Source organism: Neopusillimonas maritima (genome assembly GCF_003576595.1).
Taxonomy (GTDB): domain Bacteria; phylum Pseudomonadota; class Gammaproteobacteria; order Burkholderiales; family Burkholderiaceae_B; genus Neopusillimonas; species Neopusillimonas maritima.
This window is the reverse complement of record NZ_NQOU01000002.1, coordinates 366,708-389,340: the sequence shown is the minus strand read 5'-3', so window position 1 is coordinate 389,340 and position 22,633 is coordinate 366,708. Positions and strand designations below refer to the sequence as shown.

Here is a 22,633-nt window from a genome sequence, read left to right as displayed (position 1 = left end):
TTATTGCCCTAGCTCGCGCTCCAGCCCTTTCGGGTTGTCTTTCAGCAGCGCCTGTACTTCCTTGGCCACATCGCCTACATAAACGTCTTCCGTACCGTCTTGTAATGCCTTTACCAGTGCTTTGGCAATGGCTGCAGGTTGTACGCGCGGGGGTGGCGTGCGTTGCTCCCATTCGTGGTCGACCGGGCCGCTAAACACATTCACCACACGCACGCCGGCGGGCCGAAACTCGTTGCGCAGGCATTGGCTGACAGACAGCGCCGCCGCTTGCGACGTAGACCACATGCCGCGCGAGGGCAGGTTCATGTGCGCATAAACCGACAAGATATTCACCCAGGCCACGGCGCTGTTCACGCCGTCGGAGGCGCGCCCGGCCATGGCGGGGCCGAAATGCTGGGCCAGGCGCATCAGGCCCAGGCAATTGGTGTTCATTGTGTCGTGTGCTTTCATGAAGTCGCGGTTGAACAGAATGCCGCCTTCGCGCTCATGGTTGGCCGTGTTTACCAGAATCTCGACTTTGCCGCCTATTTCACGCGATATACGCTCAATAGAATCCATGTCGGTTACGTGTAAGGCGTGCACCTGAACACGTTCGTCGTCGCATAGCCGATCAAATGCGGCGTCTTTCTTCCAGACTTCGGGGTCGCCCACGAAAACGGTAGTGGCGCCGGCGTCCAGCAGGGCCTTCACCACGGCCTGACCAATGGCGGTTTTGCCGTCGGTGACCAGGGCACGGCGGAATTTGGGATCACAGGTGTTTTCACGCAGCACGGGATCATCTTCCATGTGGGGGGTGGGCGAAGCAGGCAGGGCCACCATTACAGCCTGGCCGCTGCGATCGAGTTTAAGGCTTAAGCGAACGGGGTCGCCGTCGGTGCAGTCGCCATGGATATGGGCCACCACCGACGGACCGGCGTTCATGATGACGGTGCCCACACGCCAAGGCAGGCGTTCGCGGAAGTACAGGTCGTTGCTGTGATCCAGCGTGGTGCCGGCCAGCAAGGTGCCGCGCGGGTCTACGGGCGACCATTGCAGTTGTTCCGACAAGCATTCGTGACACACTTCACGCGGCGGGTATTGCACGGCGCTGCACGACTGGCATACCTGCAGTTTGAAATCACCCTGCGCGGCGGCGGCCGTTAATCCCAGTGCGCGTCGGCTGCGTGCGCCGGGCGGGTGTGTGGGTTGCCGCGTGCGGGCAACCGGGTTTTTGCGTGGCGGCTTGCGTAAAGGTTCCGTCATGTGTCGCTCCGGGCCAAAATGGCGGCTGCGGTACACAGGCCGCGGTCGTAATTGATCATGCCAAAACCGCTTACCAAGCCGACACGGGCATCGCTTACCTGCGTTTCACGTGCCTGGCCGGTTAACTGGCGAATGGCTTCCACCGTACCCAGGTATCCGCCGGCGGCACCGGCCTGGCCGGCCGACAATTGCCCGCCGTTGGTGTTGAAGGGGAAGCTGCCGTTAATGGTAAACGTGTTGTCGCGCACGAACTGCGCGGCCTCGCCCTTCTTACAGAAGCCCAGATCCTCAATTTGCATGAAGTTAATGACGGGGTAGTCGTCGTAAGCCTGCATGAAATCAATGTCGTTGGGCGTAACCCCTGCCTGGCCGTATAAGTCGTCGATATCCATCACCCAACCACCCCGGTACTGGATGGGGTCGTTGGGAAAGGCATTGTGCCGTTCAATGGTGGACAGAATGCGCGCATAGGGCAGGCCCAGTTCCTGCGCTTTCGATTCGTGCATTACCAAAAAGGCATCGGCCCCGGCGCACGGCATGACGCAGTCGAACAGATGAATGGGGTCGGCAATGACCCGCGCGTTCAGGTATTGCTCAAGCGATAGCGGCTTTTTCATGAGCGCATCGGGGTTGTGCAGAGCGTTGTCGCGTTGGGCTACACACAGTTTGCCGAAATCTTCGCGCGTGGCGCCGTAGGTGTTCATGTAGTAACGCGTGAGCAAGGCAAAGCTGGCATTGGGCCCGCCTGCGCCATAGGGGTAGACGGCGTCTTGTGCAAAACGCGAGAACTGGCTAACCGTATTGCGAAACGAGTCAACATGGTTGGCGTCGCCGGCAATGCAGGCCACCATGGTGGCATCGCCCGATTGCACGGCACGGGCTGCGCGGCGCATGCCCACTACGCCGCTGGCGCCGCCCATGGGAATGTGGTCGAGCCAGCGTGGGCTCATGCCGATATGCTGGCACAGCCCCACGGCCGTGTCGGGGGCTAAGGTGAAACTGGACACGCACAGGCCGTCGATATCGGTTTTGCCAACGCCGGCCGACTGCACCAGTTCGCCCAATGCGCGCCCTAACCACCAGTGCGCAGCATGAATGGAATAACGCACGTAGGGGATGGTGACGGGGGCGGTAACCACAATGCCGTCGTAGCCCAGGCGTTGCGTGCTCATGCGGGCTCCTGACGTTTTTTCATGTGGCAGGTGTTCACGCATTCGGGGGTATCGGGCAGCGTGGGCGCGAGTTTTTTCAGTTCACCGCGTTGGATTTTGTTGGTAGCGGTGAGCGGCAAGGCGTCTACAAACGCCACGTAGCCCGGCGCTTTGTAATAAGCCAGTTGCGACAGCGCCCATTTCACAATGTCGTGTGCCGTTTTTTCGCGGGCGTCGGCGGTGTCGACTTGAATGCCTTCAGCAGTCACAATGCAGGCCAATACTTCGTCGCCCCGCACCGCGTCGGGTACGGCAGCCACGGCAGCCGCCTTCACGGCCGGATGCTGCAACAGCACGGCTTCCACTTCCACGGCGGCAATGTTCTCACCGCTGCGGCGAATGACGTTTTTCTTGCGGTCGATAAAGTGCAGGTAGCCGTCGGCATCGCGTCGCACCACGTCGCCGGTATGAAACCAGCCGTCGGCCCAGGCTTCCTGCGTGGCGGCTTCGTCTTTCAGGTAGCCGGCAAAAAAACCATAGCGCGGGTTGGCACCGGCATGGCGCACCAGCAGTTCTGCGTGTTCATCCGCTTTTGCATCCTGGCCTGCGTCATTGATCAGTTTTACTTCCACTTCAGGTTGTTCTTTGCCGAAACAGCTTGTGCCGATGTGGCGCGGCTCGTGGTTGGCAATAATCACCGCACCGGAGCCGGTTTCGGTCATGGCCCAGGCTTCCAGTAATGGAAAGCCAAAGCGCTTTTCGAAGGGCTCATGCAAGCTGCGGTCGATGCCCGCACCGAAACCAAAGCGTACGCTGTGTTGTGTGTCTTGCGCCGAGGGTTCCGCTTTCATGAGGATGGCCGGCATCACGCCCAGGTAATGGATGACGGTGGCTTTCGATTCGCGCACTGTGTCCCACCAGGAGCGGGGGTGGAAGCGGTCGAGTACGATGAGGCAGCCACCGGTGGTTACCATGGCCAAGGTGGAGCAGGCCATGGCATTCATGTGCACCAGCGGCAAGGGTGTCAGCATGCGTTCTTTGCCTGGCTGCAACGAGGCCATGCCGCCTACCGTGGCATACCATTGGCCGCAATGCAGATAGTATTCGTTGGGCAGGATGCAGCCCTTGGGGCGCCCGGTGGTGCCCGAGGTATACAGGAGACCGCATTCCGTTTGTGAATTGATTTCCCGGCCTTGCAGGGGGGCCGCGCAGTTGGCCGCAGGAATGGCATCATCGGGACCGATCAGTGCCAATGGCCGGCTGGCTTGTTGGGCCGCTTCAGCCAGGCCGGCGTGTCGCTGTGGCAGCGCCACGGCCAGGCAAATTTCCGAATGGCCGATTAAATAGGTAAGCTCGGCGGCCCGCATGTCGGCGTTAATGGGTACGACCGACACGCCTAATGCGTTCAAAGCAAACCAATGCAGAAAAAATGCGGGCCGGTTTTCCAATAGCAAACCCACGCGGTGGCCGTGCCCGTAACCGGCGTTTTGGTATGCCTGCTTCAGTGCTTCAATGCTCTTGCGGGCCGCTTGGTAAGTTATTTCGCCGGCCGGGATGTCGTAATGCCGGGCGGTTTCCGGCATTACGCATAGAAACGCATTGTTGGGCCATTGCGCGGCCGTTTGGCAAAACGCGTCGTAAACCGTTTTTGTCGACACGAGGGCTCCTACATGAAAAGTTGAATACTGCTCAGCGCCGACTCGCAGTTAAGCAGGTCGACACGCTTGCGCCGGATGCGCAATGCATTGTCTTCAACGCGCAGTTCGTGGGTGGCCCAACCGGCGTAAATGGTTTGGGTGTCCTGGCGCACTTCAACGTAGTGAAATGCGGTGCGCACTACGTATTGGCCCTGATCGGGTTGGTGCGAAGTGTGCTGCGTTTCAATTTCCGGGCGCGCCAGTAAATGGTGGCAGCGGCTGCGGGGTTGTTGCGAATACGTGCGCTGGCCCTTCAGGCGCTCCACCCGAACGCGCAGCAACAGCTTGTCTTCATCCATGAGCGACGTATGCAGGCGCGGGTCGGTTTGATCGTGTGCCAGCGGCATCCAGTAATGGCCGTCGTCGGTGAACAGATTCAGCCAGTCTTCAAAGCGTTGCTCGTCGAGCATGCGCGCTTCGGCGTACACAAAGTCAATGATGTCTTGATCGGTAAACTGGCTCATGACGCCTCCTTCATGCCGGTGGTCATGTAATGGGCCCAGGCACGGTACTGGTTGCGCATCTGCCATTCGTTGGTGCCGTTGGTGACTTCATTCTTGCGGTCTTCCTCGCCGGGTTCGTACAGGCGTGCCACGTTCACCCAGTCGAGTCCACGCGACATCAGCCCGTGTTGCGCGCGCTCATACACCTCCTGGTCATCGTGGCCCACTACCGAAGTGGGGGCGTTAATAAGCCGGTTGTACATGACCGTTCGCTCAAGCAGTTTGTCGGGCGCGCCCACCAGACGGAAGGTCCAGGATTCAACCAGGGTTTTGTTTGCTGCAATCGGCTTGAAAATACGCAGGGTCTGAATGGGCCCTTTCACCATAATGTTGGGGAAATAGGTGGTGTTGTGGCGCACGTCGCTTAAGATGGCTTTGGCGCGTTCCTCGCCATAGGCTTCGCACATGGCTTCGAAGTAGCCGGGTATTTCCGAGTAGGCCGCATGAATGGAGTTGCTGACCCCGGTATGCCCGTGGCCGTTTTCCCACACGCGAATGCCCATGCCTTCAAAGAATTCGTAAGGTGAAACAAAGGGGGCGAATTGCTCCACAGCCATGGGCTTAGGGGTGCCTTCGGGCGCTTCTTCCCAGACCTTCACGGCCGTGCCGGCCGAGGACTCATGCGCAATCATGGGGTGGCATGTGTCGGTTTGGTTGTCGACCAGCATCTTCCAGTTGCAGTGGTGCATGTAGCGCAACACCCCGCCTGCTACTTCCAGCCGGCCTTCCGGTGCGCGGTCGATCATGTTGTCGATTGTGGAAAGTGATTCGCCGAAGAAGTCTTCGAAGCTCTGGCCTTGCGGATTCAGACGGCAGAAAATAAAGCCGCGATAGTTGTGCACGTTTTCAACCGCCGCCATCCCATTCTGGGCTTCGGTTTGGCCGAAAATTTCGGGGTCGTAGCCGCGTTTCAGCGGCAAGGCCAGCAGATCGCCATTCAATCGGAAAGACCAGGCATGGTAAGGGCAGCGTAGAAAGCGTCCTGCGTTGCCATAGGTCTCGTTCACCAGCATGACCCCCTTGTGCGGGCAGCGGTTATACAGCACGCGAATACTGTCGTCGGTATCGCGAATCATCACAACCGATTCGTTACCTACTGTAGTGGTGAAGAAGTCGCCGGCTTTGGGGACTTGGCTGTCGTGCCCTACATAAACCCAGGTGTTGGCGAACAACTGGGTCATTTCCAGCTCGAAGATTTCGTCGCTGATAAACAGGTCTTTATGCACCTCTGCCGGGCGCACAAGCGCGTTGATGGCATCGGGGTTATTGCGATAGATCATGGCATTACTCCTGTGTCAGGCAGGGCCACATAACAGAAATAAGCGCCCGCATACGTTCAATTGCTGGCGCTGCATGTTTTATTAAGCGAAAGCTTGATCCCCTTTTTCCAGCAGGGCATCCAGTTGGCTTCCTTTTTCGTCGGCCAATGCGGCATTGCGTAACGTGCGCAGACGCTCGGCGGCATTGTTCTGGCCGCTCAGGTTGCGCGCTGCGCGAATGAGTTTCTGGTATTTGCTTTGCCCGCGGGCGTGAGTGTCGCTATAGCCTTTCACCAGGCGACGGCAGTTCACAATCTCTACCGCCAGATCGTAATCGTTCGGGGCGGTTTGCAAGATTAAGTTCAGCCATTCCTGAAAGCCTTGCATTTCAATTTTGTGGCGCAAGGTGGTGCGGCGGAAGCGGCGCATGCCTGCCAGACCGTACAACATCAGGAAGCCGGTTAGCGAGGTGCTGTTCAGGAAGCGACCTTTGCGGAACAGGGGTTGCAGCCAGCGTTTGAGCGATTCGGAGTTTTCAATGCGTTCTCCCAGGAAGGTCGGCATGGTGCCGCAAATTTCTTCGAGCCGGGGGTGCATGTACTCGGTGGTGTAAACCAGTTGGTCGGGCTTGGCACGCACTTCGTCGCGTACACGATTGAAGCGCGAGGCGCGGGTTTTCAAATCGGCCACGCGAATGACGTCGTCGTACGCCATGGCGACGGCGACGTAACGGGCGGCCGCTGTGGTTAGTGCCCAGTTTTTACCTTCGCCGCCGTATTGTTTGTCCAGCGCATGAATGCCGCGCATGTGCTCCAGGTATTCCTTGCCGTAGGCTAAATCCTGAAACTCCATGGTGCGTTGCAGGCCCGCTACCAGCATGGGCTGGGCTGCGGGCGCAAAGTTCTGGCGAATGTCATCGAGCAATGCTTTGACGCGCGGGTGTTTGGCGGTATCAGGTACGGCACGTTGCGGGGGTGCGGTGTCGATGGCATCGGGTGTTTCAGGTGCATTTTGGGCAACGTCGTAGGCCAGTGCAAAGGCCTTCAGGCTGGCCTTAACCCCTTTGCCGCCGCTTTCAATGGTGGCCTCGAAGTCTTCGCGAGAGAACGGCAGGGCGCCGCTACCGGCGACCGCACCGAACAGGCTGGCGCTGATGACGCTGCCGCCTTGTTCGGCCAGGCTTTGCAGGTCGAAACACAGAAACCGTTTGGCGGCACGCTTGCCGATGTCAATGACTTTGTTGCCATCGACAATGCCGTTGCCCGGGGCCGATTTTTCCAGCACGGCATAAGCGCGGTGCGATGACGAAATGAGGGTGGTGCGGTCGGGCGTAACCAAACCGCGTTGAATCGCGCGCCCGCCTTCCATGAGTTCGGCGGCAATCACCAGATCGACGTCGCCGGGTGTGGGCATCAGGGCCAGTGCGGGTTGGCGCCCCATTTCTTTAACGGCCTGTTCCGGTAGCAACTCAAGGTAGTAAATCGTGGCGCCGGTCCGCTGGGCAACGCCTGGAACGGAAGTGGTTTGTGCCCACCATCCGGCGTTTTCCGCCATGGTGACGATCCAGTCGGCCAGCACGCCGCCGCCCTGACCGCCCATGGCCAGAACGGCGATTTTGATGGGGTTCACGTTATTTTGTGTTGTTTGGCTGGTCATGTGTCGGCTTACAGTGAAATCTGTTCAAGTTGACGGGAACGGCGCGATTGCAGGAAACCGATTACGCGTTGGCGAACGCGGGACTTGAACATGTCCCACTTGTTCGGGTTGTGCACGATGTCGGCGCGGTAGAACGAGGGGCACAGAACCGCCGCGTGCGATACTTCGCCGCAGTTTCCGCAACCGACACAGGTGTTGTCGATGTAGGCCACCGGGTCTTCTTTCAATGGGTCGTCGCTGTCTTTAATGGTAAGAGACGGGCAACCGGAAAGACGGATACAGGCGTGGTCGCCGGTGCACACGTCGCCGTCGACACCGAAACGTTCCTTAACCATCCGTTTGCCTTCTTTTACCGCCTGGTTGAACTGTGGCTTCACGCGGCGCTGTTTGTTCAACATGCATTCCGATTGAAGAATAATGACTTTGGGGCCGCCTTCTTCGGTTGTTAACGCGTCTTCGAACGTGGCTTGTACTTTCGATACCGCATAAGTGCGGTCAATTACACGAACCCATTTCACCCCAACGCCTTTTACCGCGTCAATAATGGGGTTGTTGGTAGAGCGATTCGGGTTGTTGGCGCGCGACGAAAGAACGTCTTGCCCGCCGGTGGCCGCCGAATAGTAGTTGTCGATAATGACAATGACGCCGTCGTATTTGTTGAACACGGCGTTGCCAATACCCGATGCCAGGCCGTTATGCCAGAAACCGCCGTCGCCCATAATGGAAATGGGGCGCTTGGACGATTTCACGTTGAAGGCGGCTGAGCTGGCAGCGCCCAAACCGTAACCCATGGTGGTGGCACCCAGGTTAAAGGGTGGCAATACCGAGAACAGGTGGCAACCGATATCGCCGGAAATATGATGTTCACCCAGTTTTTCTTGCGTGAGTTTCAAGGCCGAGAAAATGGGGCGTTCCGGACAGCCGGTACAGAAGCCGGCCGGGCGGGGTGGCACCACTTGTGAGATTTCCTTGGAAAAGCTTTGGAAATGGATAGGCTGTTCTTTCACCGCCGGTTTCGGGCGGGTGACTTCGGCCACTTCCATATCGGCCTGGTCGTGACCGTTGCCATTGGCTTGGCCGTTGCCGCCATTGGCCGATGCTGCGGGGGCTTTTTCTTCCAGTGTGGGCAACAATTCCGGGCGCTGGTTGGTCAGGAATTTTTGCAGGCCGTCACGCATGACGGCGGTGGTGTATTCACCCGCAATTGGCAGAACGTCTTTGCCGGAGATAATGGTGTTGCTGCCTGAGTGGCGCAAAATGGTGTTCAGGTTCTGCTCGATGTAGTTGGGCTGCCCCTCTTCGTACAGCAGCACGGCTTTCTTGTCTTTGCAGAACTCGTTGATTTCGTCGTCGATAACCGGGTAGGTGACGTTCATGACATAAATTGGAATGCGGCTGTTGCCGAAGTGGTCGGCCAGGCCCAGTAATTGCAACGAGCGAATGGCACCGTTATACAGGCCACCCTGAACAATAATGCCCAGGTCTTTGATGTCGCCCTCATCGAAAATTTCATTCAGTTTTTTCTCTTTAATGAACTTCACGGCAGCCGGCCAGCGCTCACGAATTTTTTCGTGTTCATGTTCGTAGGCTGCGGGGGGTAGAACGATTCTGCCAGTGTCGCGCTTGGGGCTTTCCAGCGCTTCTGACAACGTATACGCTGGGCGTTTGTTTTCTTTGGTGATGAAGCGGCCGTGCACATGACAGGTGCGAATGCGCAATTGCAAAATAACCGGCGTGTTGCTGGCTTCCGATAACTGGAAACCGTCTTCCACCGCCTGAACCATGCTTTCCAGGTTGGGGCGCGGGTCGAGCAACCAGATTTGCGACTTCATGGCGAACGCGTGAGTGCGTTCCTGCATAATGGACGAGCCTTCGCCGTAGTCTTCACCCACAATAACCAGGGCGCCACCGGTTACACCGCCGGAGGCGAGGTTGGCCAGGGCGTCGGAGGCCACGTTGGTGCCCACGGTGGATTTCCAGGTGACGGCCCCGCGAATGGGGTACATGACGGAAGCAGACAGCGTGGCGGCGGCCGTGGCTTCGGAGGCGCTGGCCTCGAAGTGGACGTCGAGTTCTTCGAGGATGTCTTGTGCGTCGGCCAGTACGTCCATTAAGTGCGAAATGGGCGCGCCCTGGTAGCCGGCGACATAGCCTACACCCGATTGCAGCAGGGCTTTGGTGACAGCCAGAATACCTTCGCCGCGAAACTCTTCACCGGCGCCGATGCGTAATTGCTGGACTTCTTTCTTGAACGAACGTTCTGCCATGGTAAGACTCCGTTGGCGGTAAAATATGAAAATTCATGTAATAGGGATATTTAATTATATAAAACAATTGCTTGAATATCCGGACAAACCATTATATTGACGCAGCATACCCCATAACATACGATCTTTTCATTTTAGAGGCTTAAGACTTTAATGGGCGAGCGTTTCGTACACCGCTATCTGGCTTCCGTTTTGGCGCTGGCCAGCCATCGCATTTCGGCGGAGTTCCATGTTGAAGTTCGCAAGGCCGGACTCACCGTGACCGAATGGCGGATATTGGCCAGCCTGATTGAGGCCGACGGTGAAACGGTGGGCGAATTGGCAAAACTGGCTGTGACCAAGCAGCCAACCTTAAGCAAGGTGCTGCCAGGGCTGGAGTCGCAGGGGTTGGTTACGCTGGAAACCTCGCGGGCTGATCGGCGCCACACCCTGGTGCGCATTACTCCTAAAGGCGCAAGGCTAATTAGTGGGTTGTGTGACCGCGCCATGGCGCATCAGCAGCGCGTGCTTAGCAAGCTTGACCCCGACCATGCCGATCGCCTGGTTGATATGCTGCGAGACATTATTTGGGATCCATCTGAACGGATACGATGAAAAACGTGACGGATGTTCGCATTAAACGTGTTTACGATGAGCCCGCGCACACGGACGGCTTTCGGGTGTTGGTTGACCGTTTATGGCCGCGCGGTGTGCGTAAGGAGGACCTGCCCTGCGATGTCTGGTGCAAGGTTTTGGCGCCGTCTGCAGACTTACGGCGTTGGTTCGGCCACAAGGCAGACCGCTGGAACGAATTTCGCGATGCCTATCAACATGAGTTGCACGCATCTGACCAACAAGCTGCGATCAAAAATTTGGGCACGCAAGCAGGTGAAGCCGGGTATCGACGTATTACGTTGCTCTATGCCGCTCGTGATCCCGAGCTGAATCACGCTGTTATTCTGGCAAACGTGTTACGGCAGGTGTTAATCAATTAAGCAGCGTGTTTTGGGATTGGCGTGCGATGGCTTCAATGCGTGCTTGGTGGGTACATTCGGCGCCGGCCTGGTCTTTGAATTGCGGTGTGAATTTCACTTCGTAATCGTCTTGACGGCGGATGAAGAACAGCACGGCCAATGCGTGTTCCAGTGCGAATTTCCACCCGTTTTCCGGCCCCAGGCATTGTATGGCGGTAGCCAACGCATCGGCCTGCATGGCGCTTTCATGGATGACACTGACAGCAGCGAGTTTGTTTGCAATGGGTTGGCCGGTGCGGCCATCCAGCGTGTGGCTGTATTGGATACGGTTGTGCGTGAAGTTGCGCAGGTAATCGCCCGACGTGGCCAATGAGGCATTTTTCAGCAAAATGGGAAGCGCCGGGTTGGGGTTTTTCGATTCCAGGTTGTCGGCATGCGGATGCATAATGTCCACGCGCCAGGCGTGCAGGGTGTGCGCATTGCCGCGTGCTTTTATTTCTCCACCCAGCTCGACCAGGTAATGATCAATGCCGGCGTCGTCCATGATGCGTGCCATTTCGTCAACGGCGTAGCCTTTGGCAATCGAGGAAAAATCAAAATGCACGCCGCCGGGCTGCCAAAGGGCTTGGTGCTGTCGATTTAAAACGGTTTTGCGCCAGCCACTGCGTAATAAGGCAGTGCGCAGGGCCTGGCCATGGGGAGGCGTTGCAACGGGCCCCATTGAACCAAAGCCCCATAAGTTAATCAACTCACCGAGTGTGGGGTCAAACGCCCCTTGTGTTTGTTCGGCCAGTGTCAATGCGGCGTCGAGCACGGTGCAGAACTCGTCGGGCACCGCATACCAGCCTTTTTCGGCTGCGTTGATTTTGCTGATCAGGCTGCGTGTATCCCAGGTGCTCATTTGCGCGTTGATCTCTAACAGGCGGGAATCAAGGCGCACTTGCAAGGCCGTAAATTCGGGTGAGGTGGGCGCGGAAAATTGCACCGACCAGGTGGTGCCCATGCTTAGGCCACTTAGGCAGTAACGATTATTCAGGCAACACCTCCAGCGTGGCGGTGTAGGAAAGGTTGCGTGATTGCGCCTGGGGTACCGATGTTTTATTGTCGCGATGTTCAAAATGAAGCCAGTATTGTCCTGCGTTGGGCCAGGTAACTTCGAACTCCCCATTTTCGTTGGTCGTTGTGATTATTTCATTGACCTGATTACGATAGCGCTGTCCGCCGGGCACCAGTTCCACTTCAACGCCGGATAAGGGTTGCCCGTCGAGTGTCACGATGAAAATGGCTTTTTCCCCCATGAACAAATCATTTGGATGCGTTAGCGGACGAATGCCCAGGCCGTTTTCAGGCGCTTCAATGGGGGTTGGCATTCCTTGGGTCACAAACGCTTCAACGCGGCTGCCCCGTTGCAGGATGCGCAGATCATCCGCTTCTGAAGGCACCTTTCCGGTTAACTCGGCCGCTGTGCCGAACCAGCGCTTGTTTTCACCATCCTCTTTCCATAGAGCCATAACACCGTCGTTTACCGCCGCGATGCGATAGGTGCCCGCTTCGGGCAGTTTAAGGTCGAAGCTGCTACGCAACTCGCCGATGTGTGGGTTTTGCGGCTTCAGCGTGGCCCCGTTCGGCCCCGTAATAATCAGGTTGGCTAAGCGTAGCGGGCGATGGTTGAAATGAAATTTGTCGTTACTGACGGCGCCGTCGAAAGTGACCCAGCTGTCGTTCCCCGACAGAACGGTGGATGAAGGGAGTAGCCAGAAGTCGTGTGCTGCACTTATTGCGGGTAGGGATAGGGCCGTGGTGAGTAATGAAAGGGCGAGCGCTTTTTTCATGAGTGGTTCCGAAAATAAAAATTGAAATGGTTGATTGAGGGCATGGATTTCAGCGTCGCTTAGGGCGAGGCCTTAAGCGATATCTCGCCCAGTTCATGTTCGCCGTTTTGTTGCTCGGCCACCGTTTTTTCCAACGGCCAGGGCAAGGGCAGGCGAATCAGTTCGCGCCCGCCTTTTTCGCGCGCGGCCTCAACCACCACCTCGTAATGGCCGGCGGGGAGGTTTTGCAACGCGGGAGCATCGGCGGCAATAGTGATGTTGTGTTTACCCACAGGACGTGTGGCACTGCTCACACCGTTTGCGGGCGTGTCTTGGTAGCGCCCACTTAAACGCCACCATTGACGCAAGTCTTTCAGCCACGTGCGGCCTTCATTGTCGGCCATTTGGGTGTCGTACCAAAGGGCAAGATCGCGCACTATTTTGCGGTCGTCGCTTTCTAGCCAAACAGCGACATAAGGCCGGTGGTATTCAGCCGTATCAATGCGTGGCAAGGTCAGATCGAGTGTGAGTTCGCCGGCCAAAGCCGTGCTGCCGGGAAAGGCGCAGGCCAAAGCAAGCAGCGTGGCGGTGTTTAGATTACGTTTCATGAGTTCAATGCACCAGTAACAACATAAGAAGAATTGGGATGAGCAGGCCGACGCCGGTAATCGGCCAAGTCAGGGGGCGATGTTTGCCGTGCAGCTTAAGCAGGAATAAACCGGTTATTGCAAAAATCAGGCTGGCAACGGCGAACAGATCAATAAACCATTTCCACGCTGTGCCGGTATGCCGCCCTTTATGCAGATCATTTAAGTAAGCCACCCAGCCGCGTTGGGTGCGTTCGTACTCCAGGTCGCCCGACGTCAGGTCTAGTGCCAGCCAGGCGTCGCCGCCCGGTTCCGGCAGCGATAAATAAATTTCGGTTTCTGAAAATTCCGCCGGGCGGGAGCCGATACGAATGTCAAGGGTCTGGTCGAGCCATTCTTCGACTTGCCGGGGTAACGGGGCGACGTACGGTAACGCTCCGGTTGATTGCTTCACCTGGTTATTCAGGCTCCGCTTGATGTCGACGGGGACGGTGAGCCGTTCCTGCCGCGTTTCAATGTGCCCGCCGAACCATGACGCGTGATTTAGTGTGATCCCCGTTATAGAGAATAAAAGTAAACCGGCCAGACATAAGGCAGAACTGATCCAGTGCCATTGGTGCAATTGCTTAAGCCAAAAGGCGCGGGGGCGGGAAAAAAGTAATAAGGCCATGCAAATGATGCGTGATTGTTGTTTTATGTAGTATGGAATGTCGGCATTTTATATTAAACAAGAATAGTTATCATCATTATTTGCAATAAAATTGTTTCCGCCGGTTTCCTGCGCCAAACCGGTGCGAAATAGGGTGCTTTGTTGCACAAAATTTGTGCGGGAAACGCGGTTTGAGTGAGGGGAGAGCGCACAGTTGAAACGGTCAAGCGCCGTATAAGTGCATGAAATACCTGGATGTCCAGCGTTGGCCTGTGCGTTACGGCTACATTGGCACAAAAATTGCTTCCTATCCCGACAGGCAAGGTGTTTTTCGTCGGACTGGGTCGGAATGCATCGCGCCTCTGGCCTGATGGCCACACGAGAGAGTGATCGCGCTTGCCTGGTGGTTTTCCCACCGGGTAAGCGCTTTTTTTCGCGTGGGAACTTTTTGTTTTTTGGGTCGGTCAGAGTATTGGCACTCTAGCTCAATGAGTGCTAATATATGTGGTAGAAAGTAGCTTAACTTAAGGCTGTATAACGGTTTTATTACTTTCCCAACCAGGATTGCAAGACACATGACGACACAATCGCAAGCTTTGGCGCCTACGCAAAACACGTTAATGGCGGCCATTTCAAATCCCGGCGCGCTAGGTACCATAGAAGCCTATATCGCCGCAGTGAACCGCCTGCCGGTACTTACGCAGGCGCAAGAAACCGAGCTTGGCAAACGCCTGCGCGATCACGAAGATCTCGACGCGGCGCGCCAGCTTATTTTGTCGCATCTGCGTTTGGTGGTTTCCATCTCACGCCAGTATTTGGGTTATGGCCTGGCTCATGCCGACCTCATTCAGGAAGGTAATATCGGGCTCATGAAAGCGGTTAAACGGTTCGACCCAGAACGTGGCGTTCGCCTTGTTTCTTTTGCCGTTCATTGGATTAAAGCTGAAATTCATGAATACATTGTGCGCAACTGGCGCATGGTGAAAGTGGCAACGACAAAAGCGCAACGCAAGCTGTTTTTCAATTTGCGTAGAATGCGGCCCGACGGCCAAACGCTCGACCCTTCCCAGGTGGCTGACATTGCACAGGAACTGAATGTGCGTCCGGAAGATGTCAGTGAAATGGAGGTTCGGCTTTCAGGGCGTGAAATGGCGCTGGAAGCACCGGCCGACGATGAAGATGCCTATGCGCCGGTTTCGTACCTGTCGGACGAGGGCCGGCAAGAGCCTTCTCAGGTGCTTGAACGTCGGGCGCACGACACCTTGCAGGGCCCTGCCCTGGCCGAGGCGCTGGAAGGTCTTGATGCCCGTTCACGCCATATTGTTGAGTCGCGTTGGTTACGCGATGAAGGCGGTGCAACCTTGCACGAACTGGCTGATGAGTACGGTATTTCCGCAGAGCGCGTACGCCAGATCGAGGCGGCGGCATTCAAAAAGTTGAAGGTGGCGCTGGCACATTAAGCGTTTCGCACCATTTACAATTTCATACAACTTTAAAGGGCAACGGGTCGAACTTATCCGTTGCCCTTTGTACTAAACAGGCATGGGGTGTTCTCCGACATTTACCTCGTTTTGTCAGGTAACCCCTTTTCCGCTTCTGCTTCTCTCAATCCCCTCCCTAAATGAAGCGGGTTTTAAAGACGCCAACCATGGCGTCTTTTTTTTGTGCGCGCAGCATGCAGCAGGTGGTGGATCGGCTGCGAGTCTATATGCTGGGATGGAAGGGCTACTTCCGATTGGCGCAACAGTGGCGGGTCACTCAATGCGGCCTTGCCAATTGCCCATTTCGACCGACTAGGTGTTCCCAGACTTTCTTAACCTCAACTTCTCGAACCGCCCGGTGCGGACCCGCATACTGGGTGGTGTGGCAGGGGAGCAGTTCACTAGAACTGCTTCCTATGCCGATTAGAGCAGTGTGTAGGCGTATCCTTCGTTTTTAAGCGTTAATGGTATATCCTGATTCCAGCTAGGATCAAAACTCTTATATTAGAGTGCCGTATAACTTTAATACATTCATGTCTGTTGCTATTCGTGCATTTCAAGGCAAGTTTGGGCGGATCGCTCTACTCGATATGGACCGACCGCTGGTTACGCATGCTCATTCGCAATGTCACGTCTTAATCAAAGCGGGCGGTGAGGATACCTATTTTTCGGTGCAAGACAAAACCGTCCCACTTACTGACGATAATATTGTCCTAATCAATTCATGGGAACCTCACGCCTACATGCATCGCCCGAATGCGCCACGTACCATTATTTTGGGTTTGTATATTGAGTCGGCTTGGCTTATCGACATAGAAAAAGCGTTTATCACTAGCGGAACTCCGGGCTTTTTCCCTATGTCGGGGGTTGCTATGTCGCCCGCATTGCGAAGTCTGTCGAGTACGCTGGCAGCTGAAATGTTTTACGGTGCTGAATTGGCTGGTCCCGAGCTGGAAGAGCGACTTTTCAATCTTATGATTGCGGTTATCGAGTCGTTCTCGCAATGGCGTGCCTTCAATTTACGTGGGTGTGCTACTTTGCGAGCCATTCCGGATCACCGGATAAGAAGAGCTATTTCTTACATCAAAGCCAACATTGGTGCTGAATTGGATACTGATATATTGGCTGCGCAGGCATGTCTATCACGTGCTCATTTTTTCAAATTGTTCCAGGAGTCCACTAACTTGACTCCTATTGTGTACGCCAATGTATTGCGTATGGAGGCCGCCATTCAGCGTGTTGCGCAAATGGAAGATTCATTAACGCATGTTTCTGAAACATTGGGTTTTAGCGCTCCCAGCCACTTCACCCGTTTCTTTCATCAACACATCGGTGCGACGCCCAGTCAGTATCGTAAGGTGGTCGATGTTCTTGCGCAGTCCTCTGCAACAATAAAAAATCAGACTCAGCGGTAAATCGTCAGACTCCCCGATAACACTTCTTTGGTGTCTCACACTTAAACTTTTTCCAACAACTACCCGTGAAGGGAGTCTAGTTTGGAAGGAGCGAGACAAGTGGTTGAGGCTACAAACCAGGAAGAAATACTGACAAATGCACCGACGTATCTTGGGCGCCCGGTACTCCGTGTAGAAGACTCGTCGTTACTGACCGGACGTGGAGAGTTTGTAGATGATCTAGGAGTAAAGCCTGGAACGTTGCATGCTGCAATTTTGCGCTCCGCACACGCACATGCTCAGATCGAGTCAATTGATACTAGTGCTGCGTTAGCCGTGCCTGGTGTGCGCACAGTTTTGACTGGAGACGATGTCAAGGCCTGGGCGGCACCGTTTGCCGTAGGCGTACGCCAGCCTATGGAGCACTGGTGTATGGCTGTTGATCGCGTTAGGTATGTAGGTGAGCCGGTGGCGGTTGTCGTGGCCGAATCACGTTATGTCGCGGAAGATGCTCTTGATCTTATCCGGGTTCAGTACAGGGTGCACAAGGCTGTAGTGGATCCAGAGACCGCATTGTTGGATGACGCTCCCGTGTTGCACGAAGCAGTAGGGTCTAATTTGGTGAATGATCGCCATTTTTGTTATGGCGATCCGGATGCTGCTTTTGCTGCCGCCGATCAAGTTGTTAGTTTGAAAATCCAATATCCACGGAACTCCTGTACGCCCATAGAATGTTTTGCTGTCGTGGCCGAGCACTTACCAGACCAGAAAGGATACGACGTTTTATCGAACTTTCAGGGGCCATTCGCATTGCATCCTGTTATGGCCAGGGCTCTGAAGGTTTCTGGTGCGCGTTTACGGTTACGCTCTCCACGCGACTCAGGTGGTAGCTTCGGTACTAAGCAGGCAGTATCGACTTATGTTGTGTTGTTGTGTTTAGCCGCTCGCAAAGCTTGCGCGCCGGTTAAATGGGTTGAGGATCGGCTGGAGCATCTGCAGGCGTCCGTGTCCGCCACCAACCGCGTTACCACGCTGGAAGCTGCTGTAAGAGCTAATGGCGAAATTTTGGCCTTGAAGTACGATCAGATTGATGATTGCGGCGCATACTTGAGGGCCCCCGAGCCCGCAACTTTTTATCGTATGCATGGCATGCTAACCGGCGCATACAAAATTAAACACGTTGCTGCGCGCAATCGTGTGGTTCTTACGAACAAGACGCCCTCGGGTTTGGTGCGAGGGTTTGGCGGTCCACAAATGTATTTTGCGCTCGAGCGCCTTGTCCAACGAGTGGCCGCTGAGTTGGGCCTTGATCCACTCGAGGTCATTCGTAGCAATCTGCTCGATGCAGATGCATTTCCATACCGGGCACCAGCTGGCGCGCTGTATGACTCGGGAAACTATCAGGCAGCTTTGCGTCAGATAGAGACCGAAGGAGGACTAGCCGAGTTAATCGAGCATCGAGATCAGGCGCGCCGTGAAGGTCGCTTGTACGGGATTGGCTACGCTGCCATCGTAGAGCCGTCTATTTCCAACATGGGCTACATCACGACCGCAATGACGCCGAAAGAGCGGGCCAAAGCTGGGCTGAAGAATGGCGCCATCACAAGTGCCACTATCAACATTGACGGGTTAGGAAGTGTCAGTGTTCTGATTGATTCAATTCCTCAGGGACAGGGCCATAGAACTGTGATAGCCCAAGTTGTTGCCGATGAGCTTGGGCTTGATCCGGCGGATATTACGGTCAATACGGAGCATGACACACAGAAAGACAGCTGGTCGATTGCCGCTGGAAACTATTCAAGCCGTTTTGCGGGAGCAGTCGCGGGTACGGCCCATCTCGCCGCCCAAAAAGTGCGAACAAAGTTAGCCGGCATTGCTGCGAACTTGTTGAACGTGAGTGCGGACGAGTTGGTTTTTGCCGACCGCAAAATTTACGCTACTACGCACCCAGCAGAAAAGCTGTCTTTTCATCGTGTGGCCGGTGCGGCGCATTGGGCTCCTGGTACCTTGCCTCCAGGGATGACGCCAGGGTTACGTGAGACGGTGTTCTGGACGCCGCCACAACTGACGGCGCCCGATGACAATGACATGATTAATAGCTCTGCGGTGTACGGCCTTGTTTTCGATATGTGTGGGGTTGAAGTTGACCGTGTGACTGGAAAAATTCGTATCGATCGTTATGTCAGCTTGCATGACGCCGGCACAATTCTGAATCCCGCCCTGGCAGACGGTCAGACGCGCGGTGGTTTCGCCCAAGGGGTTGGGGCCGCACTGATGGAAGAGTTTACTTATGGCGATGACGGTAGCTTTCTGGCCGGCACGTTTGCCGATTATTTAGTCCCTACCTGTTGCGAGGTACCTGATCTACGTATCTTGCATATGCAAACGCCGTCACCATTCACTCCGCTTGGAAGTAAAGGTATCGGAGAGGGTAACAATATGAGTACCCCGGTTTGCATTGCCAATGCAGTGGCGGACGCGTTGGGAGTAGCTGATATTCGTTTGCCATTAACACCATCGCGCGTGCTTAACTTGTTGTCGATCGACGACCCCCCCCCCCGGGCGGGGCTGGACACGTTGGCCGAATCACCGGTTGTTGACTCTAATCGTAGCGGGCTTGCGATGAATATGTCGGGTTCGGTAGATCTTGAGGCTCCTCCACAGCAAGTCTACGATGTTTTGCTCGATCCTCAGGCCCTCGCCCGCGTTGTTCCCGGTTGCCATAGCTTGACTCAGGTTGCGGACAATCATTATCAGGCTGAAGTCACGTTGGGGGTTGGGCTGGTTAAGGCCCGTTACGTCGCTGAAATCCGCTTAAGTGAATTGGACCCTCCTCATTCCTTGTCGTTGGGCGGAAGCGGGGTGAGTTCTCTGGGCTCGGCCGAGGGTGAGGGCCGGGTACGTCTTGAACCACACGAAGGCGGAACTCGGTTGCATTACGACTATGGTGTATCCGTTAACGGCAAAGTCGCCGCAGTTGGGTCGCGCATGCTTGAGGGCGCCGCACGCATTGTTTTGCGTCAGCTTTTCGAGCAATTGGGTCGTCAAGCCCAAGGTGAATTGATTCCTGGGGCGCCGAGTTTTTCATGGAAAAGGTTGCTTAACTGGTTAGGAGTACGAAAATGAAGCCAGCCGGTTTTGATTACGTATGTGCCGAAACGCTTGATGAGGCACTCAAAGTGTTGGGTCAATATGGGGAAGAGGTCCGCATATTGGCCGGTGGGCAGTCATTAATGCCAATGCTCAATATTCGTCTTGCGCAACCCGCTGTGCTACTTGATATTTCACGGTGTCAAGAATTGGATTATGTGCGTACCGAAGGCAATGAGCTGGTTGTTGGTGCCGCTGCGACTCAGGCGAAGCTTGAGCAATGGCCCGAACTATCTCAGTACGCGCCGCTGTTGTATCAAGTCCTACCGTTTATTTCCCATTTTCAAATTCGTAATCATGGCACTGTTTGTGGCTCTATAGCCCATGCTGACCCCAGTGCGGAGTTGCCTTTGTGTTTGGTCGCTCTTAAAGGGTCGGTTGTTCTACGTTCGGCTTCGAGCCAACGTGTTGTCGAGGCTGACGCTTTTTTCCAGGGTATGTTGACAACCGCGTTGCAGCCCGGCGAGATCATTCAGGAGGTCAGGTTCCCATTGGCACGCCCGGGCATACAGTACGCCTTCGACGAAGTGTCTATGCGTCATGGCGATTTCGCTTTGGTTGCGATTGCAGCCATTGTTGATAGCGCGCATGTTGAACTAACGGTGGGTGGCGTGGCCGACCGGCCGCGCACCGCACGTTGGTCTCGGTTAGCCAGCGAGGAGCTTGAGTTGGCCATTAATGATTTTGCCTGGAGTCTGAATGCACAGAGTGACACACACGCTAGCGCTCATTATCGACGGCATTTAGTGCGTCAGCTGGGCCGGACTTTGATTGAAGGGGCGATGGCATGAAGCATTACAAAGAAAGTCAATTGGTGAGTGTGGAGTTAACGCTGAACGGTGTTGATCGTCAAGCATATTCCGAAACGCGTACTTTGTTGTCGGACTTTTTGCGTCATGAGCTGGGTGTAACTGGAACGCATGTGGGTTGTGAGCATGGGGTATGCGGAGCTTGCACGGTTCAGGTCGATGGCGTTGCCGTTCGGTCTTGTTTGCTTCTAGCGGTTCAGGCTCAGGGGTGCAAGGTCGATACGGTAGAGGGCATGGGAGATTCTGCAGAGGGTTGTTTGTCCGATTTGCAAGCGGCGTTTCAGCGTCATCACGCTTTGCAATGTGGCTACTGCACCGCCGGTATTCTGATGTCTTGTGATCACTATTTGCGTCAAGTACCGCACCCAAATGAGCGTCAGGTCAAAGAGATGCTTTCGGGGCATTTATGTCGCTGTACCGGTTATCGCAATATTGTTGATGCCGTACTCGAGGTGGTTGCTACCCGTCAAAACGGTAAAAGGATGGAAGACAAAAATGTTTGATCTAGGTCGCAGTTTTTTGGCTTCAGTAGAGCGTAGTCCTAACGAAACTGCCATCGTCGATGGGCCTGTTAGGCTTAGTTATGCTGCTTGGTTTGAACGTATCCGAAGTGTGGCCGGGGCGATGTATGCTGCTGGGCTGCGAAGGGGCGACCATGTCGTGACAGTGTTACAGAATCGATGGGAAATGGCGACTTTGCATTGGGCCTGCCAGTTTCTAGGGGTTATTGTGACGCCTTTGAACTGGCGAGCCAAGCCTGATGAAATCGATTATTGCCTACAAGACTGTGGCGCTAAGCTTTTGATATTCCAGAATGTTTCATCTGATGCCGTTGCCGGCTCAGAACTGGCTGCTCGAGTTAACCGTTTATCGGTGGGTGAAATTGCGCCCGGTGTTGCGAACTTCGAAGAGTGGCTTGTAGCTGCGCCGGCTCCGTCATTATTGAACGCCGACGCCAACGACTGGTCGTTGATGCTTTACACGTCAGGGACGACAGGCAAGCCCAAGGGGGTACCTCGTCGGCACCGTCACGAGCGAGCCGCTGCCCTGGCGCATGTTGCGCAAAACTTGTATGCCCGTAATGAGCGTACGTTGGGCATTATGCCGTTGTATCACACTATGGGGGTACGGTCGTTACTGGCTATGGCCCTAATTGATGGTTGCTTTGTTTGTGTGCCCAAGTTCGATCCGGCTGTCGTGCTGGCCGCTATCGAAGCCGAACGCATTAGCAATTTGTACTTGGTTCCCACTCTGTATCACGACATGTTGGCACACCCAGATTGTGTGCATACCGATTTGTCGTCGGTGCGTAAGTTAGGTTTTGCCGGTGCTCCAATGAATGAAGGCCTAGTACAGAAACTGGTTGCGACTTTTTTGCCAGAACTGTTTGTGAATCACTATGGTTCATCCGAGGTGTATACCTTTACGATTGATCAAAATGCGGCTCGCAAACCTGGCAGCGCGGGTAAGGCGGGTATTAATCAACGCGTTCGGGTCGTACGTTTGAATTCGAAAGATCCAAGTGCCGTCGCTAAACCCCACGAAGAGGGCGAAATTATTGTTGACCTGGCAGGAGATGAGTCATTCGAAGGTTACTGGAACCGGCCTGATGCTGACGCTAAAGCTTTAATTGATGGTTGGTATTTCAGCGGCGACACCGGGTATATCGATGGTGAGGGTGACTTATTCGTAACGGGTCGCACCGATGACATGATTATCAGCGGTGGTGAAAACATTTCACCAGTCGAAATTGAAAGCTTACTTTCTCTGCATCCAGCTGTTGACGAAGTGGCAGTAGTTGGTTTACCGGATCCGCGTTGGGGTCAGCAGGTTACTGCTTTCATCAAACGCGTCAGCCCTGTGACTGAAGAGGCGCTTGACGCACATTGTCGAGCCTCTGGTTTGGCTAATTTTAAACGCCCCCGAACCTATATTTTTGTTAAAGAAGTTCCCCGTTCACCGGTTGGCAAGCTCTTACGTCGCAAGCTTGTCGCTAGTGAGTATGAGCTTGAGTAGTAAATGTC

Annotated in this window: 19 protein-coding genes; 8 read left to right on the top strand and 11 right to left on the bottom strand. The window is 55.2% G+C overall.

What is annotated here, in order from left to right:
- The 7 genes from CJO09_RS06865 to CJO09_RS06835 form a co-directional block, all read right to left on the bottom strand.
- Positions 1-1,242, bottom strand: coding sequence for an SDR family NAD(P)-dependent oxidoreductase (locus CJO09_RS06865; protein WP_119441695.1), 1,242 nt, complete (start codon positions 1,240-1,242; stop codon positions 1-3).
- Entirely contained in the window at positions 1,239-2,414 is a 1,176-nt protein-coding gene (locus tag CJO09_RS06860; protein WP_119441694.1) for a thiolase family protein, read from the bottom strand. Before CJO09_RS06860 ends, CJO09_RS06865 begins: the two co-directional genes overlap by 4 nt.
- Positions 2,411-4,051, bottom strand: a complete 1,641-nt coding sequence (locus tag CJO09_RS06855) for an AMP-binding protein (protein ID WP_245961254.1) — start codon at positions 4,049-4,051, stop codon at positions 2,411-2,413. The genes CJO09_RS06860 and CJO09_RS06855 overlap by 4 nt, the downstream gene beginning before the upstream one ends.
- An 8-nt stretch (positions 4,052-4,059) precedes the next feature.
- Positions 4,060-4,554, bottom strand: a complete 495-nt coding sequence (locus CJO09_RS06850) for an aromatic-ring-hydroxylating dioxygenase subunit beta (RefSeq protein ID WP_119441693.1) — start codon at positions 4,552-4,554, stop codon at positions 4,060-4,062.
- Positions 4,551-5,873: an aromatic ring-hydroxylating dioxygenase subunit alpha gene (locus tag CJO09_RS06845; RefSeq protein WP_119441692.1), complete on the bottom strand. Its 1,323-nt coding sequence runs from the start codon at positions 5,871-5,873 to the stop codon at positions 4,551-4,553. Before CJO09_RS06845 ends, CJO09_RS06850 begins: the two co-directional genes overlap by 4 nt.
- Before the next feature lie 81 nt (positions 5,874-5,954).
- Positions 5,955-7,508 carry an indolepyruvate oxidoreductase subunit beta family protein gene (locus tag CJO09_RS06840; RefSeq protein WP_119441691.1) on the bottom strand — a complete coding sequence of 518 codons (1,554 nt, stop codon included), beginning with the start codon at positions 7,506-7,508 and terminating at the stop codon, positions 5,955-5,957.
- Between the two features lie 8 nt (positions 7,509-7,516).
- Entirely contained in the window at positions 7,517-9,775 is a 2,259-nt protein-coding gene (locus CJO09_RS06835) for a ferredoxin family protein (protein ID WP_119441690.1), read from the bottom strand.
- A 153-nt stretch (positions 9,776-9,928) separates the two neighbouring features.
- Here CJO09_RS06835 and CJO09_RS06830 point away from each other — a divergent pair, with 153 nt between their 5' ends.
- Both CJO09_RS06830 and CJO09_RS06825 read left to right on the top strand, forming a co-directional pair.
- Positions 9,929-10,369 carry a MarR family winged helix-turn-helix transcriptional regulator gene (locus tag CJO09_RS06830; protein ID WP_119441689.1) on the top strand — a complete coding sequence of 147 codons (441 nt, stop codon included), beginning with the start codon at positions 9,929-9,931 and terminating at the stop codon, positions 10,367-10,369.
- On the top strand, positions 10,366-10,749 hold the full coding sequence (locus CJO09_RS06825; RefSeq protein ID WP_179950520.1) for a DUF488 domain-containing protein: 384 nt from the start codon (positions 10,366-10,368) through the stop codon (positions 10,747-10,749). Before CJO09_RS06830 ends, CJO09_RS06825 begins: the two co-directional genes overlap by 4 nt.
- Here CJO09_RS06825 and CJO09_RS06820 read toward each other — a convergent pair.
- The 4 genes from CJO09_RS06820 to CJO09_RS06805 are packed head-to-tail and all read right to left on the bottom strand — an operon-like array spanning position 10,742 to position 13,796.
- Positions 10,742-11,731, bottom strand: a complete 990-nt coding sequence (locus CJO09_RS06820) for an FAD:protein FMN transferase (RefSeq protein ID WP_119441688.1) — start codon at positions 11,729-11,731, stop codon at positions 10,742-10,744. The two genes, CJO09_RS06825 and CJO09_RS06820, sit on opposite strands and share 8 nt — an antisense overlap.
- Positions 11,732-11,756: 25 nt before the next feature.
- The gene (locus CJO09_RS06815) at positions 11,757-12,560 is read right to left on the bottom strand and encodes a DUF4198 domain-containing protein (protein WP_119441687.1); all 804 of its coding nucleotides are present in this window, start codon (positions 12,558-12,560) and stop codon (positions 11,757-11,759) included.
- Between the two features lie 59 nt (positions 12,561-12,619).
- Positions 12,620-13,147: a DUF2271 domain-containing protein gene (locus tag CJO09_RS06810; protein ID WP_119441686.1), complete on the bottom strand. Its 528-nt coding sequence runs from the start codon at positions 13,145-13,147 to the stop codon at positions 12,620-12,622.
- 4 nt (positions 13,148-13,151) lie between these two features.
- Positions 13,152-13,796: a PepSY-associated TM helix domain-containing protein gene (locus CJO09_RS06805; RefSeq protein ID WP_119441685.1), complete on the bottom strand. Its 645-nt coding sequence runs from the start codon at positions 13,794-13,796 to the stop codon at positions 13,152-13,154.
- Between the two features lie 554 nt (positions 13,797-14,350).
- Here CJO09_RS06805 and rpoH point away from each other — a divergent pair.
- The 6 genes from rpoH to CJO09_RS06770 all read left to right on the top strand — a co-directional run bounded on the left by rpoH (position 14,351) and on the right by CJO09_RS06770 (position 22,625).
- The gene (gene rpoH / locus CJO09_RS06800) at positions 14,351-15,235 is read left to right on the top strand and encodes an RNA polymerase sigma factor RpoH (protein WP_119441684.1); all 885 of its coding nucleotides are present in this window, start codon (positions 14,351-14,353) and stop codon (positions 15,233-15,235) included.
- A 554-nt stretch (positions 15,236-15,789) separates the two neighbouring features.
- A complete protein-coding gene (locus CJO09_RS06790) occupies positions 15,790-16,671 on the top strand; it encodes an AraC family transcriptional regulator (RefSeq protein WP_119441683.1) in 882 nt (293 codons plus the stop codon).
- Between the two features lie 99 nt (positions 16,672-16,770).
- Positions 16,771-19,776, top strand: coding sequence for a xanthine dehydrogenase family protein molybdopterin-binding subunit (locus CJO09_RS06785; protein WP_245961253.1), 3,006 nt, complete (start codon positions 16,771-16,773; stop codon positions 19,774-19,776).
- Complete coding sequence (locus tag CJO09_RS06780) at positions 19,773-20,591, top strand: FAD binding domain-containing protein (RefSeq protein ID WP_119441681.1); 819 nt, start codon at positions 19,773-19,775, stop codon at positions 20,589-20,591. Before CJO09_RS06785 ends, CJO09_RS06780 begins: the two co-directional genes overlap by 4 nt.
- Positions 20,588-21,112, top strand: a complete 525-nt coding sequence (locus CJO09_RS06775; RefSeq protein WP_119441680.1) for a (2Fe-2S)-binding protein — start codon at positions 20,588-20,590, stop codon at positions 21,110-21,112. The genes CJO09_RS06780 and CJO09_RS06775 overlap by 4 nt, the downstream gene beginning before the upstream one ends.
- Positions 21,105-22,625, top strand: coding sequence for an AMP-binding protein (locus CJO09_RS06770; protein WP_119441679.1), 1,521 nt, complete (start codon positions 21,105-21,107; stop codon positions 22,623-22,625). The genes CJO09_RS06775 and CJO09_RS06770 overlap by 8 nt, the downstream gene beginning before the upstream one ends.
- Positions 22,626-22,633 lie beyond the last annotated feature (8 nt).